This window comes from Streptomyces sp. ATCC 21386 (assembly GCF_018728545.1).
GTDB lineage: Bacteria > Actinomycetota > Actinomycetes > Streptomycetales > Streptomycetaceae > Streptomyces.
The window spans coordinates 4442217-4465280 of sequence record NZ_JAAVVL010000001.1 but is presented as its reverse complement, the minus strand read 5'-3'; the positions used below and the strand labels follow the sequence as shown (position 1 = coordinate 4465280).

18 protein-coding genes are annotated in these 23064 nt (G+C 71.9%); 3 read left to right on the top strand and 15 right to left on the bottom strand.

All coding sequences use genetic code 11. The annotated features are described in order from the left end of the window. Positions 1-80: 80 nt before the first annotated feature. Positions 81-761 carry a 4'-phosphopantetheinyl transferase superfamily protein gene (locus GWK25_RS19085; protein ID WP_215451773.1) on the bottom strand — a complete coding sequence of 227 codons (681 nt, stop codon included), beginning with the start codon at positions 759-761 and terminating at the stop codon, positions 81-83. After that, positions 758-1582 (bottom strand): metallophosphoesterase, encoded by an 825-nt coding sequence (locus GWK25_RS19080; RefSeq protein WP_215451772.1) that lies wholly within the window; start codon positions 1580-1582, stop codon positions 758-760. Before GWK25_RS19080 ends, GWK25_RS19085 begins: the two co-directional genes overlap by 4 nt. 203 nt (positions 1583-1785) lie before the next feature. Here GWK25_RS19080 and GWK25_RS19075 point away from each other — a divergent pair, with 203 nt between their 5' ends. The 3 genes from GWK25_RS19075 (at position 1786) to GWK25_RS19065 (ending at position 3703) form a co-directional block, all read left to right on the top strand. Then, positions 1786-2571 carry a thioesterase II family protein gene (locus tag GWK25_RS19075; protein WP_286014537.1) on the top strand — a complete coding sequence of 262 codons (786 nt, stop codon included), beginning with the start codon at positions 1786-1788 and terminating at the stop codon, positions 2569-2571. Positions 2572-2591: 20 nt separating this feature from the next. Next, entirely contained in the window at positions 2592-2915 is a 324-nt protein-coding gene (locus GWK25_RS19070) for a hypothetical protein (RefSeq protein WP_215451771.1), read from the top strand. 119 nt (positions 2916-3034) lie between these two features. Then, positions 3035-3703, top strand: coding sequence for an O-methyltransferase (locus tag GWK25_RS19065; protein WP_215451770.1), 669 nt, complete (start codon positions 3035-3037; stop codon positions 3701-3703). A 225-nt stretch (positions 3704-3928) separates the two neighbouring features. On the opposite strand, the gene rfbB is transcribed toward GWK25_RS19065, so the two are convergent. The 13 genes from rfbB to GWK25_RS19000 form a co-directional block, all read right to left on the bottom strand. Then, complete coding sequence (gene rfbB / locus GWK25_RS19060; protein WP_215451769.1) at positions 3929-4909, bottom strand: dTDP-glucose 4,6-dehydratase; 981 nt, start codon at positions 4907-4909, stop codon at positions 3929-3931. Beyond that, on the bottom strand, positions 4906-5814 hold the full coding sequence (gene rfbA / locus GWK25_RS19055; RefSeq protein ID WP_215451768.1) for a glucose-1-phosphate thymidylyltransferase RfbA: 909 nt from the start codon (positions 5812-5814) through the stop codon (positions 4906-4908). Before rfbA ends, rfbB begins: the two co-directional genes overlap by 4 nt. A 279-nt stretch (positions 5815-6093) precedes the next feature. Then, complete coding sequence (locus tag GWK25_RS19050; protein WP_251829938.1) at positions 6094-8106, bottom strand: carbamoyltransferase C-terminal domain-containing protein; 2013 nt, start codon at positions 8104-8106, stop codon at positions 6094-6096. A gap of 346 nt (positions 8107-8452) precedes the next feature. Further along, entirely contained in the window at positions 8453-9196 is a 744-nt protein-coding gene (locus GWK25_RS19045) for an NAD(P)-dependent oxidoreductase (RefSeq protein WP_215451766.1), read from the bottom strand. Continuing rightward, positions 9196-10245, bottom strand: a complete 1050-nt coding sequence (locus GWK25_RS19040) for a Gfo/Idh/MocA family protein (RefSeq protein WP_215451765.1) — start codon at positions 10243-10245, stop codon at positions 9196-9198. The genes GWK25_RS19045 and GWK25_RS19040 overlap by 1 nt, the downstream gene beginning before the upstream one ends. Continuing rightward, on the bottom strand, positions 10245-11747 hold the full coding sequence (locus tag GWK25_RS19035) for an NDP-hexose 2,3-dehydratase family protein (RefSeq protein WP_215451764.1): 1503 nt from the start codon (positions 11745-11747) through the stop codon (positions 10245-10247). The genes GWK25_RS19040 and GWK25_RS19035 overlap by 1 nt, the downstream gene beginning before the upstream one ends. A gap of 163 nt (positions 11748-11910) precedes the next feature. Further along, positions 11911-13164 carry a glycosyltransferase gene (locus GWK25_RS19030; RefSeq protein ID WP_215451763.1) on the bottom strand — a complete coding sequence of 418 codons (1254 nt, stop codon included), beginning with the start codon at positions 13162-13164 and terminating at the stop codon, positions 11911-11913. Between the two features lie 35 nt (positions 13165-13199). Continuing rightward, positions 13200-13478, bottom strand: a complete 279-nt coding sequence (locus tag GWK25_RS19025; protein WP_215451762.1) for a hypothetical protein — start codon at positions 13476-13478, stop codon at positions 13200-13202. Next, positions 13475-14632 carry an HAD family hydrolase gene (locus GWK25_RS19020; protein WP_215451761.1) on the bottom strand — a complete coding sequence of 386 codons (1158 nt, stop codon included), beginning with the start codon at positions 14630-14632 and terminating at the stop codon, positions 13475-13477. Before GWK25_RS19020 ends, GWK25_RS19025 begins: the two co-directional genes overlap by 4 nt. Then, complete coding sequence (locus GWK25_RS19015; protein ID WP_215451760.1) at positions 14629-15744, bottom strand: acyl-CoA dehydrogenase family protein; 1116 nt, start codon at positions 15742-15744, stop codon at positions 14629-14631. Before GWK25_RS19015 ends, GWK25_RS19020 begins: the two co-directional genes overlap by 4 nt. Continuing rightward, positions 15737-16015: an acyl carrier protein gene (locus GWK25_RS19010; RefSeq protein ID WP_215451759.1), complete on the bottom strand. Its 279-nt coding sequence runs from the start codon at positions 16013-16015 to the stop codon at positions 15737-15739. The genes GWK25_RS19015 and GWK25_RS19010 overlap by 8 nt, the downstream gene beginning before the upstream one ends. Continuing rightward, complete coding sequence (locus GWK25_RS19005; protein WP_215451758.1) at positions 16012-16884, bottom strand: 3-hydroxyacyl-CoA dehydrogenase family protein; 873 nt, start codon at positions 16882-16884, stop codon at positions 16012-16014. The genes GWK25_RS19010 and GWK25_RS19005 overlap by 4 nt, the downstream gene beginning before the upstream one ends. Before the next feature lies 1 nt (position 16885). After that, the gene (locus tag GWK25_RS19000) at positions 16886-23038 is read right to left on the bottom strand and encodes a type I polyketide synthase (RefSeq protein WP_215451757.1); all 6153 of its coding nucleotides are present in this window, start codon (positions 23036-23038) and stop codon (positions 16886-16888) included. Between the last annotated feature and the right edge of the window lie 26 nt (positions 23039-23064).

The following is a 23064-nucleotide window of genomic DNA, read 5'->3' as shown; positions in this document are numbered from 1 at the left end:
CCGTCGATCGCGAGGTCCCCCGTGGCACGCTGGGCGCGCACCACGCGACGCGACAGTGGGTGGAACCCTTTCCGCAGCCGTCACCCGTGCACGGGTGGCCGAGCGGGCAGGGCGATCGCGGTGACGGACAGGCCGTCCCGCACCAGCCAGCGACCGGAGAGCTTCGTGAGCACGCGTGGACCGGGCACCAGCAGCCGGGCGTCGAAGACACCCGACGCGTGTCCCGGGGCGACTTCCCGGGGACGGAAATCGACGACGGCCTCGTCGAAGTCCAGTTCGCGACCCGTGAGCGGGTACCAGACCTTGAAGACGGCTTCCTTGGCGCCGAACAGCAGCCGGTCCCACCACACTCCGGTACCACTGCCCTGCCCGGCGATCCAGGAGCGTTCCTCGGGCCGGGCCACGACGTCGAGGACCCCCTCCGGCAGTGGCTCGTGGGGCTCGGCGTCGATGCCCAGGGCCAGGGCGTCGGACGCTCGGGCGAGGGCGGCGGCACGGTAGCCGGCGCAGTGCGTCATGCTTCCGACCAGGCCGTCCGGCCACTGCGGCGCCCCGCGGTGCCCGGGGACGACGGGCGCCGGTTCCATGCCGAGTTGGGTGAAGGCTCTGCGGGCGCAGGCCCGTACGGTGGTGTACTCGCGGCGGCGTTTGTCGACGGCGTCGCCGAGTGCCGCCTCCTCCTCGAGGAACAGACGGGTGCCGGGGAGATCCTCCCGGGCCCAGGCGGAGGCGACCGTGGCGGGCAGCAACTGGTCGATCACGGGGCGGTCACCGCCGGAAGGATCTGGCGCAGGACGCCTCGGGGCATGCCGCGCTGCCGGTGCTCGCGGGGATAGCCGACCGAGACCTCCTCGAAGCGGACTCCGTCGTGCCAGGTGGTGCGGGGGATGTGCAGATGCCCGTAGACCACGACCTTGGCGTCGAACCGCACATGCCACTTGGCGGTCTGTTCGGTTCCGCACCACTGGGCGAACTCCGGGTGGTACAGGACCCTTGTCGGGTCCCGCACCAGGGGAAAGTGGTTCACCAGTACGGTCGGCAGCTCGGGATCGCGCTCGGCGAGCCGGCGCTCGGTCTCCACCAGCCGGGCGTGGCACCACGCCTCGCGGGTCGGGTAGGGGTCGGGGTGCAGGAGCATCTCGTCGGTGCACACCACACCGGCCTCGTAGGCCTGGGCGAGCGCCTGCTCCTTGGTCGCGGCGGTGGGGGTGCGGAAACTGTAGTCGTAGAGGACGAAGAGGGGTGCGACGGTGACGGGGCCGCCCGGTCCGTCCCACACGGGGTACGGGTCCTCGGGGGTGAGGACGCCGAGCCCGCGGCAGATGTCCACGAGATGGCGGTAGCGTTCCTCCCCGCGTAACTGGACAGGGTCGCTGGGAGGGGTCCAGAGTTCGTGGTTCCCCGGTGCCCAGATCACAGTGTCGAATCGTTCTCGCAACAGGGTCAGCGCCCACGTGAAGTCCTCGGTAATCTCACCGACGTCGCCGGCCACGATGAGCCAGTCGTCGTCGGACTGGGGACGCATGCCGGCCACGATGTGCCGGTTCTCCGGATAGGCCACATGAAGATCACTTGTTGCCATGAGCCTGCCTGATACCCGTCCGGAAGATCTCATGCAGCACTTTCTACCGGCTGCTGCCCGCGCCGACGCAGCGGATCTGGGGTGGCTGGGAGGATCTCTGGGGGTTGTAGGGGGTGGCTAGGGGTGGCCGCCACCGATTCGGGCTGCCTAACCTCCGTTACGTTGCCGCCAGGCACACGACCTACCACGGCGAAGGACGGACGATGGATCGAAGCGCCGAGGAACCGGACCTGTGGCTCCGGTGCTTCGTGGCCGCCCCGCGGGCCCGGGCACGACTCGTCTGTTTCCCGCACGCCGGCGGATCGGCGAGTGCCTACCACGCCATGGCGAACGCGCTGCCGCCCACGGCCGAGGTGCTGGCCGTGCAGTACCCGGGCCGTCAGGACCGGCGGGCCGAGAAGTGCGTCGACAACGTTCCGGAGCTGGTCGAACGGCTGGTGTCGGTCCTGACCGCATCGGCCGACGACCGTCCGCTGGCGCTGTTCGGGCACAGCATGGGCGCCACCCTCGCCTACGAGGTGGCGCGCCGGCTGGAGCGGGAGGGCGGGGCGAACAGCCCGGTCACCGTGTTCCTCTCCGGGCGCCGGGCGCCGCGCTTCGAACGCAGTGAGTACATCCACCAGCGCGACGACCGGGGAATCCTGCGGGAGTTGGAGCTGCTGGGCGGATCCGGCGCCGTGGCGCTGGCCGACCCGGAGATCCTTCAGATGGTCATGCCCGCCATACGCGGCGACTATCGCGCGGCGGAGACGTATGTACATGTGCCGGGGCCGCCACTGCGCTGCCCGGTGGTGGCGCTGACGGGGGACGCCGACCCGCGTGCGGCCGTGGCGGAGGTCGAGGCGTGGCGCGAGTACACGGAGGGGCCGTTCACCACGCAGGTGTTCAAGGGCGGTCACTTCTTTCTCAATGATCACCCGGACGCGGTGCACAGCACGGTCCGCGATCGCCTGAGCTCGCTCCCGGTCTTCGGCGCGGGCACTCATTAGGCAGACTCGGAGGAAGCTCGATGCCCCCAGCCGCCATCAGAGAACTGCTCGGCACCGTCGACCGGCTGGCGCGCTGCGTCGGCTCACTGCGGTCCTCCGGATTCGGCGAGCCTCCCGCGCTCACCGGACTGGCCGACGATGTGGAACGGCTGCGCCTCCGTGTCCGCGCGCTCGTCGGTGAACCTGCCGACGCTGTGCCGGCCCGCCCGCCGGCCGGAGAACGAGCCACTATTCCGGTGCCCGACATCCCCTACGACGCCAGGCTGTGGCACGGCGCCGACGACGAGGGCGTGGGCGGCCACGGCCGCCAGGTTCCCCCCACCCCCGGGCCCGCCGGGCTCTGACCGCGCGGAACGACGCCGAGGCGGGCCCGTACCCGAGCACGCACGGCTCGTCGTCCGGCGTTCCCCCGCCGCGCCCGGCGTGCCGCTCACACCGACTCCCACCGGGACGGAGATCCCCCATGGCTGAGCAGATCGGCATGACGCCACAGCTTCTGGAGTACGTCAGGCACACCTCGCTGCGCGAGGACGACATCCTGCTGGAACTGCGCGAGGCGACCGCCGGGCTGCCCGGCGGCGTGGCCCTGCAGGTGCCCGCGGAGGAAGGGCAGTTGCTCGCGCTGCTGGTCCGGCTCACCCGGGCGGCCGCCGTCCTGGAGGTCGGCACCTTCACCGGCTACAGCACCCTGTGCATGGCGCGCGCCCTGCCGGCCCACGGACGACTGGTGACGTGCGACATCACCGATCGCTGGCCGTCGATCGGCGCGGAGTTCTGGAAGCGGGCCGGGGTGGACTCCCTGATCGACCTCCGGGTGGGCGACGCGGCGGAGACCCTGGAGAAGCTGCTCGCCGACGAGGGCCGGGGCGTCTTCGACCTCGTGTTCATCGACGCGGACAAGGCGAACTACCCGCGCTACTACGAGCTGTCCCTGGAGCTGCTCGCACCCGGCGGCCTCGTCGTCGTGGACAACACGCTCTTCTTCGGCCGGGTCACCGATCCGCAGTTCACCGACGCCGACACCGAGGGCATCCGTGAACTCAACGCCCGCCTGCGCGCGGACGAGCGGGTGGACCTGAGCATGCTCACCATGGCCGACGGCATCACGCTCGCCCGGCGCAAGGACGCCTGACGGCGCCGGGCTCCGGTCGAGGGCACATGCGAGGAGTCGTTGCAAAACTGCCGGTCAGCGGGCCCTGGTCCAGTGGCTCGGCGAGGCGCTCGGCTGGGGTTTACCGGCCGAGCGTTTTGCGTGGGACGCTGTCGAGTTCGGCGGCCACGACCTCCGGGTGGTCGGGGATATGGGCGCTCAGGTCGGTGCCCTTGGGGAAGTGCGGCGCGCGCCCCCCACGCGTTCTCAGGCGGGCTGCCGGCGCGTGAGGGGCTCCCACCAGTCCCGGTTGTCGCGATACCAGGCGAAGGTCTCGGCCAGACCGGACTCGAAGTCGTGCCGCGGACGGTAGCCCAGCTCGGTCCGCAACCTGGTGCAGTCGATCGCATAGCGCCTGTCGTGGCCCTTGCGGTCCGGTACCTGCCGTACGCGCGCCCAGGTCGCGCCGACTGCCGCGAGCAGCCGCTCGGTCAATTCCCGGTTGCTCAGCTCGATACCGCCGCTGATGTTGTAGACACGGCCCGCGACACCGCCGGCGCGGACCAGCTCGACGGCCGCGCAGTGGTCCTCGACGTGCAGCCAGTCGCGCCGGTTGAGCCCGTCGCCGTACAGCGGGACGTCACCACCGTCGAGCAGCGTCGTGAGGAACAGCGGGATGATCTTCTCGGGGAACTGCCGCGGCCCGTAGTTGTTGCTGCACCGGGTGACCCGCACGTCGAGGCCGTGGGTGCGGTGGTACGACAGGGCCAGAAGGTCCGAGGCCGCCTTGGAGGCGGCGTAGGGGGAGTTGGGGTCGAGAGGGTCCCGCTCGGTGCGCGAGCCGCTCTCCACCGAGCCGTAGACCTCGTCCGTGGACACGTGCACGAAGCGGTCGACGCCGTGTCGCAGCGCGGCGTCCAGCAGGGTCTGGGTGCCCGAGACGTTGGTGCGCACGAAAGCGTCGGCGGAGGCGATCGAGCGGTCCACATGGGACTCGGCGGCGAAGTGCACCACCTGGCCGGCCTGTTGCATCAGCTTGTCGACGAGGGGGGCGTCGCAGATGTCGCCCCGGACGAACGTCAGCCGGGGATCGCCGAGATCGAGATTGTCCAGGCTCCCGGCGTAGGTCAGGCTGTCCAGCACCGTGACCTGGGACACCCCGCCGCGCTGTGCGGTGTCGCCCGCGAGCAGCATCCGTACATAGGCGGAGCCGATGAAGCCGGCGGCGCCGGTGACCAGCAGATTCACAGCCCCTCCGAAGGAAGCGGAGGCAGCACGCCCGCCTTGGACAGGCGTGCCCGCTCCATGACGTACTCGCCGTAGGGCGAATTGCCCATGCTCGCACCCAGCGCCTGGCAGTCGTCCGGGTCGATGTATCCCATGTGCATGGCGATCTCCTCGATGCAGGCGAGGCGGGTGCCCTGCCTGCGCTGCGTGTCCCTCACGAAAGTGCCCGCTTCGAGCAGGGATTCATGAGTGCCGGTGTCCAGCCACGTGACCCCCCTGCTGAGCCACACCAGTTCGGCGGTGCCCATCTCCAGGTAGACGCGCAGCAGGTCGGTGATCTCCAGCTCGCCCCGGGGGGACGGCTCCAGGTCTCTGGCGATGTCCGTGACCTGGGCGTCGAAGAAGTACAACCCCGGGATGGCGAGCTTCGAGCGCGGATTGCGGGGTTTCTCCTCGATGGAGACGAGTTCGCCCTGCGCGTCGATCTCGGCGACTCCGAACCTCTCCGGGTCGGCCACCTCGTGGCCGAACAGCACACAGCCACCCATCTTGAGCGCGGTACGCCGCAGCATGGCGGGCAGGTTGGCGCCGTGGAAGAGATTGTCACCGAGGACCAGCGCGCACTGCTCGCCGCGGATGTGGTTCTCCCCCACGAGGAAGGCGTCGGCGATACCGCGCGGCTTGTCCTGCGTGGCGTAGTCGAGGGACAGCCCCAGCTGCCGGCCGTCGCCCAGAAGCGCCTGGAAGGCGGGGAGGTCGGCAGGACGCGTGATGATGAGGATGTCCCGGATGCCCGCCAGCATGAGCACGGAGAGCGGGTAGTAGATCATCGGCTTGTCGTAGACCGGCGCGAGTTGTTTGGAACCCGCGAAGGTGAGGGGCTGCAGGCGGGTGCCGTTGCCGCCCGCCAGAATGATCCCCTTCATGCGCTCCACGCTCCTCGTGATCGGTGTCTGGGCATCGTCGGGGCCCGTCCTGAGCCGTTCTCCTGCGCGCTTCGGGGAGCGAGGCCGACGACCGGCGCGGGGGACCTCGAGCAGGGTCGTCGCATGGTCGGGATCGGTCCGGTTCGCCGGGCCCCGTCTCCCCGCGAGCCTTCAGCTCGACGCCCAGCGCCACGGACGGCTGCACGTCACCGCGCGGACCCATGGTCAGCAGGACGATCCGCATCGTTCTCCATGAGTCCGCGCTCCGCCGGACGAACGTCAGGCCGGGGTCAGCGTCAGGTACCGCTGCTGCCAGACTTCGTACAGCTCGGCACGCACCTCGTCGAGGACGACGCCGGCCTCCTTCGCCAGCTCACCGACGGTGCGCACACCGTCCACGACGCTGAGCAGCGTGAACAGCTCCCCCGACACCCTGGTCTCCGGAGCTCCGGCGTAGTCCAGGGAGATCTCGTGCCAGGCGGGACCCGCTGCGGCGGCCCCGGTGCCGAGCCGGCGCGCCAGCCTGGTCACCGGCCGCAACCGGGGAACGAGTGCGTCCAGGTCGGCCGATGGGTCCGCCGAACGCCGGCGCACCAGGAAGTCCTCGACCACCAGGCAATCCAGATCGGTGGTGAGGAAGCACGCCACCACGTCGTCGAGGGTCTGCACGATCGGCTCTGCGTTGTTGTTGAAGGACGTGTTGAGCAGCACCGGTGTCCCGGTGCGCTCGCCGAAGGCCGCGACGAGCCGGTGGAACCGTTCGTTCGCGACCGGGTCGACGACCTGCACCCGCGCGGTGCCGTCGATGTGGGTGACCGCGCCCAGTTCCGGCCGGCGCTCCTCGCGGACGGGAACCACGTAGGACATGAAGTCGTAGTTCGCCTCGGTGGCGGGCAGGTCGAAGTAGTCGGCGGCCGCCTCGGCGGTGACCACGGGCGCGAACGGCCGGTAGCTCTCCCGCTGCTTCACCATCGCATTGATCCTGGTCTGGTTCTCCGCCGGCCGGGCGTCCGCGATGATGCTCCGGTTGCCCAGCGCCCGCGGGCCGAACTCCGAACGTCCTTGCGCCCAGCCCAGGACCGCGCCGTCGGCCAGCAGTCCGGCCGCGACCGCCACGATGTCCTCGTGCCGCTCGAAGTCGACCACCGCACCCCACGCGCCCAGGCGGTCGCGGACCTCCGCCTCGGTACCCAGGGCGGGGCCCGAGCTCGCGGTGCGGGACCGGCGGACCGGCCGGGCCGCACCGCCCAGCTGGTCGGCCGCGAGGAATGCGGCACCCTCGCTCGCGCCGGCGTCGTGCGACGCCGGGTGCACGAACACCTCGCGGAACAGCCCGGAGCGCAGGATGTTGCCGTTCAGGGTGGAATTGTGGGCCACGCCGCCGCCGAAGCACAGCCGGGTCAGGCCGGTCGACTCGGCCCAGTGCGTCAGCACGTGCAGCACGATCTTCTCCAGCGCCTCCTGGGTCGCGGCGGCGAAGTCCTTGTGCTGCTGGGTGAACGGCTCGCCCTTGCGGCGCGGCGTGATGCCCCTCGCCAGCATCGACGGGCCGACCAGGTCGGGCACCGACATGTTCGGCAGCAGGTTGTAATCACCGTTGTCGCCCAGCAGGTACAGCGAGCTGACGGCGTCGCGGAAGGTCGCCGGGTCGCCGTAGGGTGCCAGGCCCATCACCTTGTACTCGTCGCCGAAGCCGTAGCCGAGCAGCTGGGTGGCGTTGAGGTAGAGCATGCCCAGTGACTTGAAGACCGGGTAGTCGGCCAGCTTCTCCAGCCGTCCCTCGCCCGACCGGTAGACGGTGCCGGAGTTCTCCTCGCCGCGGCCGTCCAGGACCAGCACCAGCGACTCCGGAATTCCGGACCGGGCCACCGCCGCTATCGCGTGGGCGTCGTGGTGCGGGGTGAAGACGAGCTTGTCGTCGTCGAGATCCCAGTCGAACTCCTCGGCGAACCACTGCTTGATCAGCTGGCGGCAGTACACCGTGGGCACCTTCGGGTGGACGGTGTAGAAGAAGTTGAGCGTGGTGTCGACGAAGTCCTCGGGGAAGTAGTACGCCACGCCGTCGAGTTGGTCGACCGTCACCCCCGCCACATCCAGGCACGCACGGATCGCGTTGACCGGGAACTTGGTGGTCTTCTTGATCCGGTTGAACCGTTCCTCCTCGACGGCGGCGATCACCTCGCCGTCCCGCACCAGGCACGCGGCCGAGTCGTGGAACAGCTGGTCCGGCATGAGGGGGACCAGATCCGAGTCCCGCGCGGAGAAGTTTCCGCTCAGCCCGAGCACCAACATCGTGACCACCCCAACTCGTCGTTGACTTGCCGACCCGCCTGCCGTCAGGCTGCGGCCCCTGCCGGACCACGACACTGAGTGGATGCGGGTCCCGGGAGTTCTGCAGCAGCCTAGGTGGGACGCATAGCGGATGAATATCGCCGACGGATGGGCCGGAAATGCCTGGTCAGGACGGCAATCCGTGGCGCGGCAGCGGAAGCCGACACGGCAGGATCAGGGCTCCCGGTGGCGTCCGTGTCCGGCAGTGTGGCCATGAAGGCGACCCGCTCGGCCCCGCTCTCGAGGCTGCGGAGCTCGGCCTCACCGAGTGCGACTAGCAGTTCGGCGCGCCATGCCCGGCGCGAGCTCAGCCGGCGTAGTCGGCCACGTACCGGTCGAGCAGCCGATCGAGGTGGCCGGCACCGCCCGGCAGGGCGGCGGTCGGCAGCAGGGCGCGCAACCGGGCGGTGGAGACCGTCGTGCGCACCGGCTGGGCGTCGACGACCTCGAACCGGGCCGGCAGGCCCATCCGAGTCCGCACCCCGGCGGCGATCGCGGTCACCGGAACCGGTGTGCCGGAGGCGACGTGCACCACCTCGCCGTGCACGCCGGCCGTCAGCAGACCGTCCACGATGGACACGACGTCGCGCACGTCGACCAGATCTCGGTAGGTGTCCCGGTAGAGGCGCACGGTTCCCGAACGTACCTGCTCGACGAACGCGGGCAGCAGTTGGTGCGGCCGCTGTCGTGCGCCGACGACGTGCGCCAGCCGCAGCACGAGCCAGTTCGCGCCCGAGTCCGCCACCTGCCGCTCCAGCTCCAGTTTGTGCCGCCCGTAGGGCGAACTCGGCGAGACGGGTTCCCGTTCCTCCACGATGTGGTCGGTCGAGCCGTACATCGCGTGCGACGCGGTCGACAGCACCACCGCGGTCAGGTTCTCTCGCAGGCAGCGCTGCGTCACATCGGCCATGAGCGCCCGCTCCCTGGCGAACTCCGCCGGATCGGTCACCCGTACGCTGGACACGCCGGCAGCCACCACCACGGCGTGGGGGTGCCGGTCGGCGATCGTGCTGAGGTGGCTTGCGAGGAAGCCCCGGCCGATGACGAGCATCAGTGTCCTCCGGACACGGTGACGACGCGAGCGGATGCCCTGATGGCGTCAAGGAGTTCGGCGGTGCACAGGGTGTCGGCGTTGGACGCCGCCGCCGAGTTCGGTACGCCGGCTCGGCGGGCTCGGACCTCGGCGGCGAAAGCGGCGGCCGCTCGGGCGAACTGGTCGGCGGCGGGCGTCACGATCTCCTCGGCATGGTCCTGTTCGTCGATGCGCAGCACCGGCTGGTGGGTCGCGGGTGGGGTGAACGCGCGCTCCAGCAGCAGTTGGGCGGACGAGCCCCACAGCCGGTAGCGGGAACCGTAGCCGTGCCGGAAGCCGAACTCGGCCGTGACGACCACGTCGCCGGTCGTGAGCAGCGCGCTGCCGGACACGTCGACTCCGCTGACCGGATCCACCTGCAGCACCGCGCCGGCGACCTCGATCCCGTTGCCGAACAGTAGTTGTGCCGCCCGGATCGGGTAGACACCGGCGTCCAGCAACGCCCCGCCGCCCAGTTCGGGCCGGTAACGCACGTCGGCGGCGGGAAGCGGCGGGAAGCAGAACGAGCTGGTGAAGTGCCGAGGCTCGCCGATTCGACCTGCGGTCACCATGTCCCGCACGACGGCGTGCACCGGGTGGTGCAGGAACGTGAAGTTCTCCCGCAGCACGAGGTCGTTCACTTCGGCCAGGCGCACCAGATCAGCGGTGTCGGCGGCGCAGGTCGTCAGCGGTTTCTCCGCCAGGACGTGCTTTCCGGCCGTGAGCGCGGCCGCAGCCCACTCGTGATGGAGGGAGTTCGGCAGCGGGACGTAGACGGCGTCGATGTCGGCGCGCTCCAGCAGCGCCGCGTACCCTTCGATCGGCTCGCCACCGAACCGCTCGGTGAACGCCGCGGCCCTGGAGCGGTCCCGGCTCGCGATGGCCGCGACCGCCACCCCGGCCGTACCGGTCAGAGCAGGCAGCATGCGCCGCCACGCGATGGATGCCGCCCCCAGCACACCGATCCGCACCGTGGCCGCCGGGTCGAAGTCCGCTCCGGGGGCGGGTTCCGCGAGAGGCCGTACCATCAGGCGCCCCCACCCTGCGCGACGGGACTGTCGTCGTCGAGGCCGGCCACGAGGCTGTGCAGGCACGCCACCAGACTGCGGGCCTGCACGTTCACGTAGTGGCTGTGCCGTAGCAACCCGACGATCTGGGCCATGGTCATCCACCGGTGCCGGGCCGGTCCGGCGCCGTTCGCCACCACCGGGTCGACCTCGACGATCATGTGCCTGGTACGGGCGTGGAAGAACCGGCCGCCCTCCTCGGAGAGCTCGCTGTCGAACCGGATCCGGTCGGCCGGCGCGGCCAGCACGTCGTCCAGGAAGGCCGGCCTGGCCTCGGCCGGCAGGTGCTCGTAGCTGTCCGGTGTGCACTGCACCGTCGGCGCCAGCTCGACGAAGTCCACGAGCCCGGGCTCCACCTGGACGCCGACCAGTATGTGCAGCACCCCGGAGAACCGGGCGACCAGGAACGCCACGACGCCGAGCCCGTGCGGGGCGAGGACCGGCTGCGTCCAGCTGTCGATCTCGCGGCCCCCGCCGTCCACCGCGACCGCGCGGATGTCGAAGAAGGCGCCCGTGTCGTGAGTGATCCGGTCGGGCTGCCGGCGCCAGCCGCGCACCTCGCGCAGCGGGATCGGGGTGGCCTGGACCTCGCGGCGGGACCGCAGGTCGGTGATCCAGCTCAGGATCTCGCCGTCCGTGTGCAGTGCGCCCCATTCCGTTCCGAGCGACCGCACGAGGGCCGCCCGGAACCCGGACGTGTCACAGCCCAGCTCGCCCACGAGGTTCGGTCCGGAGAAGGACAGGCAGGACAGCACGGTGCGCGTGTTCATGTTGACCAGGTGGTCCTCGGTGAGCAGCGCGTGCACCTGGCCCACTGACAGCCAGCAGAAGCCGGGCAGCACCTCGACGTCCCCGGTGGCCTCCACGACGATGTTGCGGTTGCGTTTGCGGTAGAACCACGAGCCCTGCTCGGACTGCAGCACGTCGGCGAGCACCGACTGCGGTGGCGCGGACAGGAACATGTCCACATAGGGCACCGGGCGGCCGCGGTGTACCGCGGTGTAGTTGCTCTGCGTGGCCTGTACGGTCGGGGACAGTTGCAGCACGTTGCAGTTGCCCGGCTCCATCTTGGCCTGCATCAGGCAGTGCAGCACCCCGTCGAACTCCTTGACCAGGATGCCCAGCACGCCGGTCTCCGGCTGATCGATGATCGGCTGCGACCAGTTCGCCACCGGGCCGTGAGCGGCGGCCACGGACAGGCCCTCGACGGCGAAGAACTTTCCGCTGTCGTGCACCAGGTTTCCGGTGTCGTCGGCGAAACGCCAGCCGACCAGGTCGGCGAAGTCGATACCGGTGACCGTGGTGGTCCTGGCCACGGCCAGCCGTTCGGCGAACCAGGACCGGAAGTCCGGTGCGGCCGTCACGGTGCTTTGGGTGGACAGTGCGGATCGCGCGACTCGCAGCGCCGCCGACGGGTCGTGGGTCCGAAAGAGACCACCGGGGGCGACCGGGGATGCGGTCATGCGGACTCCTTCGTGGACACCACGACCTTCGGGCCGGGAAGAGAACGAACGTCGCCGTGCGGCGGAAAGTGCGACGCGCGGGGGTCGGATCTCCCTGCTGAAGCCAGGAGAGCGGTCAAGGTTCCTCCAGTTCCGGCTGGGGAGTGGCTGCCACCGGAAGCCGTCAGCGCCAGGTGACGGCGTGCTTCTCGATGACGTCTGCGGCGGCGGCCACGCCTCGATCAGCGCGCACCGCCGCGGCCAGCGCCGCCGCCCGAGTGGCGATCGCCGGATCGTCGACGGCGGCTCGCACGGCGGCGGCCAGCCGGTCGCCGGTCAACCGGGAGAACGGCACCGGCGGCGGTGCGACGCCCAGCGTGGCCATCCGGCTCGCCCACACCGGCTGGTCCGCATAGCAAGGTACGACGACCTGTGGCACGCCGGCGGACACCACGGACGCGGTGGTGCCCTGGCCGCCGTGGTGCAGTACCGCGGCGGCGCGGGGCAGCAGCCAGACGAAGTCGGCGCTCTCGGTCCGGATCGCGTCGACGCCGGCGGGCAGCGGGCCGTCCGGGCCGCCGACGACCACCAGCCGGTGCCCGGTCGCCGCCGCTGCCGCCACGCTCGCCTCGAGCAGGCCGGGACCGTCCACCGCCCAGGAGCTGCCGAAGGTGGCCACCAGCGGCGGATCGCCGCGTTCGACGAACTCGGTCACCTCCGCCGGATTGTCCCAACGCACGTTGTCCGACCAGTACCCGGTGATGTGACAGTTCTCCGGCCAGTCCGCGGGCGGCGTGAACACGTGTGGGCTGAACTGGTACAGCAGCGGCCGGGTGACCCCGTCGTCACGGAAGGGTGAGCGGAACCCGAGTCGCGGCAGCCCGGCGGCAACCCGGCCGCGGTTCACGCTGGGCCGGTACACGAGCCACTCCAGCGCGCCCATGGCCCGGTGGGTGAACCGGTTGTAACCGCCGCCCAGCGACAGCTTCGGCGCGCCCAGCGCGGGCCACGCGGCGGTCTCGGTCACCGGCCAGGACGCGACCGAACACCACGGCACGTCCGGCAGGGCCAGCGCGCCGATCCGGGTCAGCGTGGTGTTGACGACCATGTCCGCGCCCTCGCCGGCGGCCACCATCTCGTCGATCAGGGCCTGCTGCTGGGCACCGGTCAGCCGTGGCGCCGCCATGGCCATCCGGTACATCGACGGCCCACGCCGCAGGGCGGCCTGCACCTTCGGATCGCGCAGCACCGAATCGGCGTAGCCGGCGGGCAGTGCTTCGAGGGCCCGGAAGCCGAGACCGGCCCGGTCGGCCATGCTCCTGAACTCCGCCCCGGCTGCCAGCACCACCTCGTGCCCGCGAGCCTTCAACTCGACGCCGAGCACCACGAACGGCTGCACGTCACCGCGCGAACCGATGGTCAGCAGGACGATCCGCATCGTTCTCCTCGAGTCCGCACTCCGCCGGACGGGCGTCAGGCCGGGGTCAGCGTCAGGTACCGGTGCTGCCAGTGGTCCTCGCCCGTCGATGAGCTGACGGCCCGCCCGCCATGGAGCAGTCCCGGCCGGGCCGAGCCTAGGCGGGACGGATAGCGTCCGAATATCGCCGGACGGCGGAACCCGGCGACCACGAGCACGCTGCGTACTCCTCTCGGCGGACCGGCCACCGCCACGTCGTACGAGTCCTCGGCGGGCTCCTGGACGAGGTGGTCCGGGAGCCCGCCGTGAGCTGTCTTCGGTGGGGGGACCCTCACGCCGGGGCCACGACCGAGGGGTCGGCGGCGGGCTGCGCCGTCAGATCGGGGGCGATGAGACGGACGGTCGTGGAGGGGGGCCGGGGTGCGGCGACGAGATGCAGCCGTTCGACCTCCGTCGTCTCCTGCTCTTCCGCTCCCTGCGCCGCCCGTGCCGACGCGGTCCGCACGGCGTCGCGGCAGGCGCAGGGCTCCTCGTCGAAGCCCGCGAACCGGTAGGCGACCTCCATCATGCGGTTGCGGTCCGTCCGCCGGAAGTCGGCCACGAGGTGGACGCCGGCCGCGGCGGCCTGGTCCACGAGCCAGTTCAGGATGACCGATCCCGCGCCGAAGGACACCACACGGCAGGAGGTGGCGAGCAGCTTCAGGTGCCACACGGCCGGGTGCTTCTCGACCAGCGTGACGCCGACGGCCCCGTGCGGTCCGAACCGGTCGGTGAGGGTGGTGACCAGGACCTCATGGCCGGGGTCCGCCGACAGCTCGCGCAGCGTCCGGTCGGAGTAGTGCACCCCGGTGGCGTTCATCTGGCTGGTGCGCAGGGTGAGTTCCTCGACCCGGGTGATCTCCTCCTCGGTGGCCCGTGCGATGCGCATGACCAGGTCGAGGGAGCGGAGGAACTCCTCGTCGGGGCCGTCGTAGGCGGACCGTTCGGTCTCCCTGCGGAAACCGGCCTGGTACATCTCGCGCCGGCGCCGGGAGTCCACCGTGCTCACGGCGGGGCTGAACTCGGGCAGGCCGGTGAGCGTGACCGCTTCCTCGGCGGGGTAGCAGCGGACGTCCGGCAGGTGGTAGGCGACCTCGGCCCGTTCGGCGGGCTGGTCGTCGATGAAGGCGATGGTCCGGTGGGCGAAGTTCAGGCCCTCGGCGATCCGCCGGACCGCTTCGGACTTGGGCCCCCAGCCGATCTCGGGCAGCACGAAGTACTCGGCGACGCCCAGCTCTTCGAGACGGGCCCAGGCCAGGTCGTGGTCGTTGCGGCTGCAGACGGACTGCAGGACGCCCCGCGAGTCGAGTTCGACGATCGCCGCCCGTATCGCGTCGGGCAGCCGCACCTCCGCGTCCTCCAGCAGCGTGCCCTGCCAGAGGGTGTTGTCCAGGTCCCAGACCAGGCACTTCACGAGAGCCGGCGCGTCGGCGCCGGTCTTGTCGCTCATGTCGGCTCCACACTTGTCAACGCGTGCTGGGCGAGCAGGAGTTCGCACATCTCGTTGCTGCCCTCGATGATCTCCATGAGTTTGGCGTCCCGGTAGGCGCGGGCCACCGGATGGCCGTCCTGGGCTCCCGCCGACGCCATGACCTGCACGGCGGACGCGGCCCCGCGGGCGGCGTGGCCGGCGCTGACGTGCTTGGCGAGGATGGTGGCGACGACCATGTCGGGGGAACCGTTGTCCCAGCGGTGGCTGGCGTGTTCGCAGGCGCGGGAGGCGACCTGTTCCGCGACGAAGAGGTCGGCGAGGTGCTTGGCGACGAGCTGGTGGCGGGCCAGCGGCTGCCCGAACTGTTCGCGGGACGCGGCGTGCCGGGTCGTCGCGGCCAGGCAGGCGCGCAGGATTCCGACGCATCCCCAGGCGACCGACATCCGCCCGTAGGCCAGGGCGGTGGTCACGAGCAGCGGCAGGGACAGGCCCTCGCCGCCCAGCACGCTGTCGGCGGGAAGGCGTACGGAGTCGAGGCGGACCTCGGCGTGTCCGGCGGCGCGGCAGCCCAGGGGGTCGGCCACGCGCCGTACGTCGACGCCCGGCGCCCGGGCGGGCACGACCACGGCGGCGGCGCCGTCGCCCATCCGTCCGAAGACGATGAGCAGGTCGGCGTAGTGGGCGGCCGTCATCCACACCTTGTGTCCGTCGACCACGACGGTGTCGCCGTCGACGGTGATCCGGGTGTCGATGCCCGACAGATCGCTGCCGGCCTGGCTCTCGCTGAAGCCGACGGCGGCCAGTTCGCCCGAGGTGAGGCGGGGCAGCAGCGCGCGGCGCTGCGCCTCGTCGCCGAGCCGTTCGACGGTCCAGGCGGCCATGCCCTGGGAGGTCATGACGCTGCGCAGGGAGCTGCACAGGCTGCCGACGTGGGCGGTGAACTCGCCGCCGGTGCGGCTGTCCCAGCCGAGGCCGCCGTACTCGGTGGGCACGCCGGTGCACAACTGCCCGGCGGCGCCGAGCTTTCTCAGCAGCTCGGCGGGGAGCAGGCCAGAGCGGTCCCAGTCACCGGCCCGGTCACCGACGAGGCCGGTGACCGAGGCCGTCGCCTCGGCGAGGGGCTCACTCACCGCCGTCCCCGGCTGCCGCGCGCAGACGGTGGACGAGTGCCGCCATTCCCGTGACGGTACGGAAGTTGTCCAGCCGCAGATCGGCGCCCCGGATCGCGATGCCGTAGGACTTCTCCAGGTGGACGACGAGTTCCATGGCGAACAGGGACGACAGCCCGCCGGCCGCGAAGAGGTCGGTGTCCTCCTCCCAGACGGTCTTGGTGCGGACGTGCAGGAAGTCGAGGAGTTCCTTCTCCACGGTGCCCTCGGATGGCATGGTCATGTCTTTCATCCCTCGTATTCGTAGAAACCACGGCCGGACTTCCGGCCGTGGTGGCCCGCCCGGACCTTCTCCAGCAGCAGGTCGCAGGGACGGCAGCCGCTGTCACCTGTGCGCTCGTACAGCACGTTCAGCGAGTCGACGAGGTTGTCGATGCCGATGAGGTCCGCGGTGCGCAGCGGACCCGTGGCGTGTCCCAGGCAGCCCTGCATGAGGGCGTCGACGTCCTCGGCGGTCGCGGTCCCCTCCTGCACCACCCGGGCCGCGTCGTTGATCATCGGGTGCAGGACCCGGCTGGTCACGAAGCCGGGGGCGTCCCGGACCACGACGGGCTGACGACGCAGGGTGGTGAGCAGGGCCCGTACGGAGTCCATGGCGGCCTCGCCGGTGCGGGCGCCGCGGATGACCTCGACCGTGCGGATCAGATAGGACGGGTTCATGAAATGCGTGCCGACGAGTTCCGCCGGACGCACGGCGGCCGAGGCCAGTTCGTCAATGGGAATGGACGATGTGTTGGACACCAGGACAGTACCAGGGGAAACGACCGCGGAAACCTCCGCGATCACTTTCTCCTTGATTTCCGCTATTTCCGTGACGGCCTCGATGACAGCGGCGGAACCGGCCGCTTCGGACACGGAATCGCCGATGACGAGTTCCCCGGTGGGAAGGTCGTCCGGCAGCGCGCCCATCAGCCGCGCGATCCTCAGTTCGTGGGCGATACGGGCTTCGGCAGCCTCACGTTTGGCCTGGTCGACGTCGACGAGCGTCACCGGCACACCGTGACCGACCGCCAGTGTGGTGATGCCGACACCCATGACGCCTGCGCCCAGGACAGTGAGGCGAGGCGCCTTTCCGGCACCACCAGCATTGTTTTCCGACATTTCACTCCCCTTCATTTTTCACAGTTCTGCCGAGCCATCCATCGACGGCTTCGACCGTCGTTTTGAGATGCTGTTCCATCATCGACCAGTGATTTCCCGGAACGTCCAGGACGGAATGCGCGGACGGCCATGAGGCCCGCCAGTCGACGTCGCTGTCCGGTGCCGGCTCCGCCAGGGGGCTCGATGCGCGGACCAGCAGCACGGGTGCCTCGACGGGCGGCGGCACCCAGTCGTCCAGGAGCTGGAAGTAGCGGCCCATGGCGGTCAGCCGGGTGCCGTCCATCGGGGCGGCCCGGTCCTCGCGCTCGAACATGCCGCTGACCAGTACGTCGTCGAACTGGGTCATCGCCTCGTCCCCGGACAGATAGGTGTCCAGCAGCACCACGGCGGCCGGTCCTGCCCCGAGGGCTTCCAGGCGGGCGGCGGCGGCGTGGGCGAGGGTGCCGCCCGACGAGGAGCCGAGCAGCACCTTCGGCCGGTCACCGAGGCGCCGCAGGAGGACCTCGGTCTGGAAGTCCAGCAGGGCGGACATGTCGGCGGGCAGTGGCTCGTGGGGGGCGAAGCCCGGCGCGTCCAGCGCGCTGACCCCGTATCGGCCCTCGAAGGCGGACGCGAAGCGGCTGTACTGATGGGCTCCGCCGAGCGCCACCACCGAGGCGAAGCAGACCAGTTCGGGCGCGTCGTCGCGCACGTGCAGCCGCAGCAGCTCCGGACGCCGTCCGGACGAGCTCAGCAGCTCGGGGCCGGACCCGAAGTCGGGGCGGAGCTTCGCGGCCTGCTGGAGGATCTGGATGCCCTCGTGGATCCGGCCCACCTCGCACGCCTGCCGGAACAGGGCGCTGACCGGGTCGTGCGGCGGTTCACCGGCCCCTCGCCCGGCTCCGGGAGCGGTGGCGCGGGCCAGTTCCGCCCGCAGGTGCTCGGCCAGCCGGGCGGGGGTTCCCGAGTCGAGTACGGCGGTGGGGCGCAGCCGCAGGTCGAGCGCGGCGGCGAGACGGTTGCGCAACTCGACGGCGGTCAGCGAGTCGAACCCGCTCTCCAGGAAGGCGTCACCCCCGGACAGCGCGTCCGGGTCGGCGTGGCCGAGCACCTCGGCCGCCTGGGTCCGCACCAGCCGCAGCAGGATCTGGCCCTGTTCGGCCTCCGGCGCGGCGGCCAGCCGGGGCCGCAGCGACGCGTCGGTCTGCGGGCCACGCCGGCGTACGGCGGGGGTCCGGACCAGCGACCGCAGCAGGTGGGGCACCGGACCGCCCGACCGGGCCCGCAGATCGAGGCCCACCGGGACGAGGACGGGGTCGTGGCCCGCCAGTGCGGCGTCGAACAGGGCCAGGCCCTCCTCGGTGGGCAGGGCGCGCACCCCGCTGCGTGCCATCCGCCGCAGGTCCGTGTCGCCGAGGCCGTCGGTGAGACCGGTGCGCTGCTCCCACAGCCCCCAGGCCAGGGAGGTGCCGGGCAGCCCCGCCCGGTGGCGGGCGGCGGCCAGGGCGTCGGTGAAGGCGTTGGCGGCGGCGTAGGCGGCCTGGCCCGGACTGCCGAAGACTCCGGCGGAGGAGGAGAACAGGACGAACGCCGTCAGATCCTGGTCCCTGGTCAGCTCGTGCAGGTTCCAGGCGCCGTCGGCCTTGGGGCGCAGGACGGCCGACAGCCGCTCGGGGGTGAGAGCCTCCAGCAGCCCGTCGTCCAGCACGCCGGCCGTGTGGACCACGGCGCGCAGCGGATGCTCCGGAGGGATCGCCGCGAGGCAGCCCGCGAGCGCCTCCCGGTCGGCCACGTCGCACGCCGCGACGGTGACCTCGGCTCCCGCCGCGCTCAGTTCCTCGGTGAGGGAGGCCATGCCTTCGGCGGCGGCGCCCCGGCGCCCGAGCAGCAGCAGATGCCGTACGCCATGGGTCGCGACCAGGTGACGGGCCACCAGTCCGCCCAGGGTGCCTGTGCCGCCGGTGACGAGGACGGTGCCCTCCGGGTCGAATCCGGCGGGCACGCCGGCGGCGGGCGGCCGGACCAGGCGGGGTGCGTACAAGGTGCCGTCGCGCAGGGCCAGTTGGGGTTCGCCCTCGGCCAGGGCGGTGGCGAGGGCCGCTTCGAGGCCGTCGCCGCCGTCGGTGTCCAGCAGGACGAAGCGGCCGGGGTGTTCCAGCTGGGCGGTGCGCAGCAGCCCCCAGGCGGCGGCGCCCCCGAGGTCCGCGGGGGCGCCGTCGAGGTCGACCGCGCCACGGGTGAGCAGCACCAGGGGGGTGTCGGTGAACTTCGGCTCCGCCAGCCAGCGTCGGAGCAGGTCCAGCACGGCGCCCGCGGTGGCGCGGGCCGCTTCGGGGCCCGTGCCCTCGGCGGGCGGGCACAGGGCCAGCACGGCGTCGGACGTGGTGGGCACGTCGGCGAGGTCCGGGCACGCCTCGGCCCGGAAGCCGGTCGGCAGGAGGCCGCCGTCGGAGGTGCCGAGCGTGGCCCAGGTTCCGGTGGACGGCTCGGTGCCGGGCAGCCGGGTCCAGTCGAGGCGGAACAGGGACCGCTCGGCGGCGGCCGGAGCACCCGCCGCCGCCCGCAGGGTCAGCGCGCCGACGGTGACGACCGGGCGCCCGGTGCGGTCGGTGATCCGTACCGACACCGCGTCGCCGCCCTGGTCGGCCGGGGCCAGCACCACCCGCAGGACCGGGTCGGCCGCCGGGGCGAGGGTGACGTCGTGCCACGAGAAGGGCAGCGGCACGGCTCCCGTACGGCCGGGGTCGGTGGAGTCGGGGCGCAGGGCGACCGTCTGGAGCGCGGCGTCGAGCAGGGCCGGGTGGACGGCGAAGCCGCTCTCGCGGGTCCCCGGCGCCTCGGGCAGAGCCACCTCGGCGTGGATCTCGTCGTCGACCCGCCATGCGGCGCGCAGGCCCTGGAAAAGGGGGCCGTAGTGGACGCCGGCCGCCTCGAAGTCGGCGTACAGGCTGTCGAGTTCGAGCCGCTCGGCGCCGTCGCGGGGCGGCCACTGCGCGGGGTCACCGGTCGCAGGTACGGGGGTCTCGGCGAGGGTTCCGGCGGCGTGGCGTACCCATGGTTCGGCGGACTCGGGGTCGTCGGGGCGGGAGTACAGCGCCACGGCCCGGCGGCCGTCGGGGTCGGGTCCGTCCACGGTCAGGCGGAGCCGTCGGGACTCGTCGGCTGCGAGGACCAGGGGTGCGGCCAGGGTGAGTTCCTCGACGGTGGTGCAGCCGACGTGGACGGCGGCGTGCGCGGCCATCTCCACGAAGGCGACGCCGGGCAGCAGCACCGTGCCGGAGACCGCGTGGTCCGCCAGCCACGGATGAGTGCGCGGCGAGAGGCGCCCCGTGAAGAGCACTCCGTCGCCGTCCGGCAGATCCACGGCGGCGGTCAGCAGCGGGTGCCCCGTCTCCGTCTGGCCCGCCGACTCGGGGTCCCCGGCGTGCGCGGGCACGTCGAGCCAGTAGTGGGTGCGCTGGAAGGCGTACGTGGGCAGGTCGGTGCGGCGTGCCCCGGTGCCGTCGAACGCGCGCCGCCAGTCGACGGCCACGCCGTTCGCGTGCGCCTCGCCGAGCGCCAGCAGCATCCGGTGCATACCGCCCTCGTCGCGCCGCAGGGTGCCCAGCACCACGGCGTCGTCCGCGCCCGCGTCGGCCGCGGTGTCGCCGATGCCGTAGGTGAGCAGCGGGTGGGGGCTCACCTCGACGAAGGTGCGGTGCCCGGCGTCGAGGAGCAGACGTATCGCGTCGTGGAAGCGGACGGTCTGGCGGAGGTTGCGGTACCAGTACTCGTGGGTGAGGTCGCCGGCACCGATCCAGTCGGCGTCCACCGTGGACACCAGGGGCACGGCCGGGGCCTTGGGAACGAGTGAGGACAGGTCCTCGCGCAGCCGGTCCCGTACGGTGCTCACGTCGTCCGAGTGGGAGGCGTAGTCCACCGGGATGCGCCAGGCCATCACGCCCTCGGCGGAGAGTTCGTCGACGAGGGCGCCGACCTCGTCGCCGGGTCCGGCGACGACGAGCACGCGTGGCCCGTTCACGGCGGCGACCGTGACCTTGCCCGAGCGGCGTTCCAGGTACGGGGCGAGTTCGGCCGCGGAGAGCACGACGGTGGCCATGCCGCCGCCACCGGCGAGTCCGGCCAGCGCCCGGCTGCGCAGCGCCACCACGCGGGCCCCGTCCTCCAGGGTGAGAGCGCCCGCGACACAGGCGGCGGCGACCTCGCCCTGGCTGTGGCCGACGACGGCGGCGGGCTCGACGCCGTACGACCGCCACAGCGCGGCCAGCGACACCATCACGGAGAACAGCACGGGCTGGAGGACGTCCACCCGGTCCAGCGACGGTGCGCCCGGCGCGCCGCGCAGGACGTCGGTGACCGACCAGTCGATGTACGGGGCGAGTGCCTGCGCGCAGTCCGCCATCGTGGCCGCGAACGCGGGTGACTCGTCGAGCAGTTCGGCGGCCATGCCGGGCCACTGCGAGCCCAGGCCGGGGAAGACGAAGACGGCCTTGCGGCCTGGCTGGGCGCGGGCGGTGACGACCGCCGGATGGGGTCGTCCGGCGGCGAGCGCGGCCAGGCCGGACAGCAGGGCGGGACGGTCGTCGCCGACGACGACGGCGCGGTCGGCGAAGCGGGACCGGGCGGTGGCCAGTGAGAGGCCGACGTCCACAGGACGCGCCTCGGGGTCGTCGGTGAGGTGGCTGTGGAGGGCGGTGGCCTGGCCGCGCAGCGCCGCCTCGCCCTTGCCCGAGAGCAGCCAGGCGACTGGGGCGGGGGCCGTTTCCCCGGTGTCCGGGGGTGTACCGGGGTCGGCGGGCGCCGCCTCCAGAACGGTGTGGGCGTTGGTGCCGCTGGCGCCGAAGGAGGAGACGCCGGCCCGGCGGGGGTGATCGGTCTCCGGCCAGGGCGTGGCCGTGGTGAGCAGGGCGATGTTGCCCTCGGTCCAGTCGACCTGCGGGGTGGGGCTGTCGATGTGCAGGGTGCGGGGCAGCAGGCCGTGGCGCATCGCGAGCACCATCTTCATGACGCCGCCGACCCCGGCGGCGGCCTGGGTGTGGGTGAGGTTGGACTTGAGTGAGCCGAGCAGCAGCGGCCGGTCCGCCGGGCGGTCCTGGCCGTAGGTGGCCAGCAGCGCCTGAGCCTCGATGGGGTCGCCGAGGCGGGTCCCCGTGCCGTGCGCCTCCACCGCGTCGACCTCGGCCGGCGAGAGGCCGGCCGCCGCCAGGGCCTGCTGGATCACCCGTTGCTGGGAAGGGCCGTTGGGGGCGGTCATGCCGTTGCTGGCGCCGTCCTGGTTGACCGCCGAGCCCCGGACCAGCGCGAGCACAGGGTGGCCGTTGCGCCGGGCGTCCGAGAGCCGTTCGAGGAGCAGCACGCCGACGCCCTCGCCGAAGCCGGCGCCGTCGGCGGCCGCGGCGAACGACTTGCTGCGGCCGTCGGGCGCGAGGCCACGCTGGCGGCTGAACCCGACGTACAGGCTCGGGGTGGACATCACCGTGACACCGCCCGCCAGGGCGAGGGAGATCTCCCCCGCCCGCAGCGCCTGGCAGGCCAGGTGGAGGGCGACCAGCGACGACGAGCACGCGGTGTCGATCGTGACGGCCGGGCCCTCCAGGCCGAGGGTGTAGGCGATCCGGCCGGTGACCACGCTGGGCACGGTGCCGGTGCCGATGAACGCCTCGACGTCCTCCGGTATCCGCTGCAGCCGGGCGCCGTACTCGTTGTACATGACGCCCGCGTAGACGCCGGTGCGGCTGCCGCGCAGGGACAGCGGGTCGATGCCGCCGCGCTCGACGGCCTCCCAGCAGGTCTCCAGCAGGAGTCGCTGCTGGGGGTCCATGGCCAGGGCCTCCCGGGGCGAGATCCCGAAGAAGCCGGCGTCGAATGCGCAGGCGTCGTGCAGGAAGCCGCCCTCCCGGGTGTTGGAGGTACCCGGGGTGTCGGGGTCGGGGTCGTACAGCGCGGCGGCGTCCCAGCCCCGGTCGGCGGGGAACTCGCTGACCGCGTCGCGTTCTTCGGCGAGCAGCCGCCACAGGTCCTCCGGGGTGCGGACCCCTCCCGGGAAGCGGCAGCTCATGGCGACGATCGCGACCGGTTCCCGGGACTCGTCGCGCAGCCGCGTGTTCTCGCCGCGCAACCGCTCGTTCTCCAGCAGGGAGGCGCGCAGCGCCTCGACCACCTTGTCCGTGGACATCCCTCTCCTCACCTCTCGTTCCGGGC

Excerpts from the sequence above, each read along its gene's own strand:
- GWK25_RS19075 (WP_286014537.1), top strand. The coding sequence starts at position 1,786 with ATGGATCGAAGCGCCGAGGAACCGGACCTGTGGCTCCGGTGCTTCGTG.
- GWK25_RS19070 (WP_215451771.1), top strand. The coding sequence starts at position 2,592 with ATGCCCCCAGCCGCCATCAGAGAACTGCTCGGCACCGTCGACCGGCTG.
- GWK25_RS19010 (WP_215451759.1), bottom strand. The coding sequence starts at position 16,015 with ATGAAAGACATGACCATGCCATCCGAGGGCACCGTGGAGAAGGAACTC.
- rfbA (WP_215451768.1), bottom strand. The coding sequence starts at position 5,814 with ATGAAGGGGATCATTCTGGCGGGCGGCAACGGCACCCGCCTGCAGCCC.
- GWK25_RS19045 (WP_215451766.1), bottom strand. The coding sequence starts at position 9,196 with ATGCTCGTCATCGGCCGGGGCTTCCTCGCAAGCCACCTCAGCACGATC.
- GWK25_RS19020 (WP_215451761.1), bottom strand. The coding sequence starts at position 14,632 with ATGAGCGACAAGACCGGCGCCGACGCGCCGGCTCTCGTGAAGTGCCTG.
- GWK25_RS19080 (WP_215451772.1), bottom strand. The coding sequence starts at position 1,582 with ATGGCAACAAGTGATCTTCATGTGGCCTATCCGGAGAACCGGCACATC.
- GWK25_RS19050 (WP_251829938.1), bottom strand. The coding sequence starts at position 8,106 with ATGTTGGTGCTCGGGCTGAGCGGAAACTTCTCCGCGCGGGACTCGGAT.
- GWK25_RS19035 (WP_215451764.1), bottom strand. The coding sequence starts at position 11,747 with ATGACCGCATCCCCGGTCGCCCCCGGTGGTCTCTTTCGGACCCACGAC.
- GWK25_RS19000 (WP_215451757.1), bottom strand. The coding sequence starts at position 23,038 with ATGTCCACGGACAAGGTGGTCGAGGCGCTGCGCGCCTCCCTGCTGGAG.
- GWK25_RS19040 (WP_215451765.1), bottom strand. The coding sequence starts at position 10,245 with ATGGTACGGCCTCTCGCGGAACCCGCCCCCGGAGCGGACTTCGACCCG.
- GWK25_RS19005 (WP_215451758.1), bottom strand. The coding sequence starts at position 16,884 with ATGTCGGAAAACAATGCTGGTGGTGCCGGAAAGGCGCCTCGCCTCACT.
- GWK25_RS19065 (WP_215451770.1), top strand. The coding sequence starts at position 3,035 with ATGGCTGAGCAGATCGGCATGACGCCACAGCTTCTGGAGTACGTCAGG.
- GWK25_RS19030 (WP_215451763.1), bottom strand. The coding sequence starts at position 13,164 with ATGCGGATCGTCCTGCTGACCATCGGTTCGCGCGGTGACGTGCAGCCG.